The organism is Bacteroidales bacterium (genome assembly GCA_018334875.1).
GTDB lineage: Bacteria > Bacteroidota > Bacteroidia > Bacteroidales > UBA12077 > JAGXLC01.
The window spans coordinates 1-3493 of the sequence record JAGXLC010000426.1 but is presented as its reverse complement, the minus strand read 5'-3'; the positions used below and the strand labels follow the sequence as shown (position 1 = coordinate 3493).

Below are 3493 nucleotides of genomic sequence, written 5' to 3'. Positions count from 1 at the left end.
ACAAAGGTCGGGGAAACCACCATTAACGTATCGGAATTCAAGGTACTGAGCAAATCCCTGAAACCCTTGCCCATTGTAAAGGAGAAAGACGGCCAGGTTTATGACGCTTTCACTGATCCCGAGCAAAGGTACCGCCAACGATACCTGGATCTGATCGTCAACCAGCGTACCAAAGACAATTTTGTCAAAAAAACTCAACTGATCAACTCCATGAGGTCATACCTGAATGAGCAGGGATACCTTGAAGTGGAGACCCCCATTTTACAACCGGTTTATGGAGGCGCAGCCGCCCGTCCTTTTAAAACCTATCACAACAAACTTGATCAGGTTCTTTATCTTCGTATTGCCAACGAACTTTATCTCAAAAGGCTTATTGTCGGAGGATTTGATGGGGTATATGAATTCGCCAAAGACTTCCGCAACGAAGGAATGGATCGGTACCACAATCCCGAATTTACACAAATGGAGCTCTATGTGGCGTATAAAGACTACAACTGGATGATGGAAACCGTGGAAGAGATGATTGAAAAAATTACTTTCGATCTTCACGGTACCACCCGAATCCAGGTGGGTGACAACATAGTGGAATTCAAACGTCCCTGGGCCCGATATACTATGTTTGAAGCCATTGAGAAATATACGGGAATTGACATCTCAGAAATGAATGAAGAAGAGCTGTTTCAAACGGCCAACGAGCTTGGGGTTGAGGTGGACAAGAGCATGGGAAAAGGAAAGCTGATCGATGAAATATTCGGGGAAAAATGTGAGTCCCAACTGATACAGCCTACTTTTATCACGGATTACCCCATAGAAATGTCACCCCTGGCCAAGAAACACCGTTCCAGAGAAGGCCTTGTGGAGCGATTCGAAGCCATTGTGAATGGTAAAGAGATAGCCAACGCCTATTCTGAGCTGAATGATCCCATTGATCAGCGTCAGCGCTTCGAAGAGCAACTAAAGCTCGGCCAGCGTGGCGATGAGGAAGCCATGATGATGGACGAAGATTTCCTGAATGCCATAGAATTTGGTATGCCTCCGACATCAGGACTGGGCATCGGCATCGACCGGCTTACCATGATCATGACCAACGCCCCCTCTATACAGGATGTATTATTTTTCCCGCAGATGCGTCCCAAAAAGAAAATCCAGGATAACAACCAAGAAAAATAAGCTGCTATGAATCAATTAAGTATACATTTAGATCATGCGCTGGAGTTTATAGATTCCAAAAAGCTTGAAAAGTACGATAAGCAAACGAGAGATATTATACACCATCTTGAAGAAAACAGCGATGACCCTTCAAGTTTTCTTGGCTGGTTGAACCTCCCTTCCAAGGTAGAAGAAAGCACAATTCAGGAAATTAACCAGGCAGCCAGGTCGCTTTCTAATAATCTTGATACCGTAGTAGTTACAGGAATAGGGGGTTCTTATCTCGGAGCCAAAGCAGTTATTGATGCCCTCTCCCCCTTTTTCCATTCCGGAGAAAACAAGCCGGAGATCATCTTCGCAGGCTATAATATTGACGAGGATTATCATTATGAACTGAGAGAGCACCTGGAAGAACGGAACTATGGTATTGTTGTAATATCCAAATCGGGTACCACCACTGAACCTGGAATAGCATTCAGAATACTCAAAAATCACCTGGAAAATAAAGTAGGTAAGGACGAGACCAGCAGACGAATCATCGCCATTACAGATGCCCAAAAGGGTGCTTTACGAAAACTGGCCAATGAAGAGGGTTATCAAACTTTTGTAATTCCGGACAACATAGGAGGAAGATATTCCGTGCTCACTCCTGTTGGCCTGGTACCCATAGCCATAGCCGGCTACGATATCAGGGGATTGATAGAAGGAGCCGAGGAAATGAGAAAACGCACCCTTTCCAGTGTATCTTTTAACGAAAACCCTTCTTCTCTTTACGCAGCCGTTAGGAATGAACTCTACCAAAACGGAAAAGCCATAGAATTGCTCGGCATATATAATTTAAAGCTTTTTTATTTTATGGAATGGTGGAAACAGCTATACGGAGAAAGTGAAGGGAAAGACCACAAGGGAATTTTCCCGGCCATTGCACAGTTCACAACAGACCTGCATTCCATTGGACAATATATCCAGGAAGGAAGGAGAATTCTTTTTGAAACCATCCTGTCCATTCAAAATCCTAAACATCAACTCACTGTTCCCAAATCGGAGGACGATACCGACAATCTCAACTATCTGGCCGGCAAACGGCTACATGAAGTGAATACCATGGCCGAGTCCGGTACACGCCTGGCCCATACAGACGGTGATGTACCCAACATAAGGATTACCATTCCTGAAATCAAGGAAAATTTCCTGGGCCAGATCATCTACTTTTTTGAAAAAGCCTGTGCGATAAGCGGAAACATCCTGGAGGTAAATCCATTTGATCAGCCAGGCGTTGAAGCGTATAAGAAAAACATGTTTGCGCTGCTCGGAAAATCCGGTTATGAAAGCGAAAGCCAAAAGCTTTTGAACAGGATCAAGAAACAATAAATTTTAACCCCCGGTCAAACCGGGGGTTGATTATATTCAATGATTATCAAAAAAACAGGGCAAACATCCGCACTTACCGGTTTGCCCTGAAAAAACCCAAAACTACCCCTAACGGGGAAAACCCAGCGCCATGCTCGATTTATACAATCCCCCATACTCAATAATATCTCTGATTTATCTCTGATTTTAAAACATCTGCTGTTCCCCTCCTTCAAATTCCTCGTCCGGAGCTCCTTCATTCCTTCCCCGGTCTCTTTCATAATTATTTATTGTATAGCTTATACTGAAATTAATTATAGGAGCTTCCCGTTCCATAAACCGGTAAGTTTCAAAACCGGGACCTGCGGAAGTCATCTCCCGGTTCATGCTTTGAAGCAAATCTCTTCCGCTTAGATTCAGGGTTAGTTTGTCCTCGAGGAACGAATGTCTGATTGCCGCATTGGTCATGAGGAAACCTTCTCTTTGACCCTGGGCTGTAACCGAAGGACTGCTGTACCGGGCCATAAGCTGTATTCTTGTACCGGATGGAAGCCTGAAAGTATTGTTCAAATGGGCACTCCAGTTGTTGCTTCTGCGGGATATATTTTCCCCTGCAACTTCTTCGCCATCAATGGAATATTTGTAAAAGTTCCCACTGACATTAATATTCCACCACTTATACAGGCTGGTATTGACCGAAAGCTCCACACCCAGGGAATTCTCGCGGCTGATGTTATCGAACGTATGAATCATGATATTGTCTTCGCCAGACTGTTGTATCCTGGAAATCTCATTGTTGGTTTGTCTGTAGTAACCTTCCACTGTGACAAAAGACTTACCCCAGTTCGTTTTATAACCCATTTCATAAGAATCGGTATATTCCGGCTCCAGGGCAGGATTGCCTTGTCTTACATTATACCGGTCCATATAGCTCTTAAACGGGTCGATGAACCAACCCCGGGGCCTTCTTATCCTCCTGCTGTAGCTGGCAAAA

Annotated in this window: 3 protein-coding genes; 2 read left to right on the top strand and 1 reads right to left on the bottom strand. The window is 44.3% G+C overall.

Annotated features, from left to right (window positions below; translation table 11 throughout):
- Both lysS and KGY70_19260 read left to right on the top strand, forming a co-directional pair.
- A partial coding sequence (gene lysS / locus KGY70_19265; protein ID MBS3777342.1) for a lysine--tRNA ligase occupies positions 1 to 1170 on the top strand: 1170 nt, incomplete at its 5' end.
- Positions 1171 to 1176: 6 nt separating this feature from the next.
- Positions 1177 to 2520 carry a glucose-6-phosphate isomerase gene (locus tag KGY70_19260; GenBank protein MBS3777341.1) on the top strand — a complete coding sequence of 448 codons (1344 nt, stop codon included), beginning with the start codon at positions 1177 to 1179 and terminating at the stop codon, positions 2518 to 2520.
- 186 nt (positions 2521 to 2706) lie between these two features.
- Here KGY70_19260 and KGY70_19255 read toward each other — a convergent pair.
- Positions 2707 to 3493: TonB-dependent receptor family protein (locus KGY70_19255; GenBank protein ID MBS3777340.1), on the bottom strand; the 787-nt coding region annotated here is incomplete at its 5' end.

Bases quoted from the DNA above. Each gene is read 5' to 3' on its own strand.
- KGY70_19260 (MBS3777341.1), top strand. From the start codon at position 1,177: ATGAATCAATTAAGTATACATTTAGATCATGCGCTGGAGTTTATAGAT.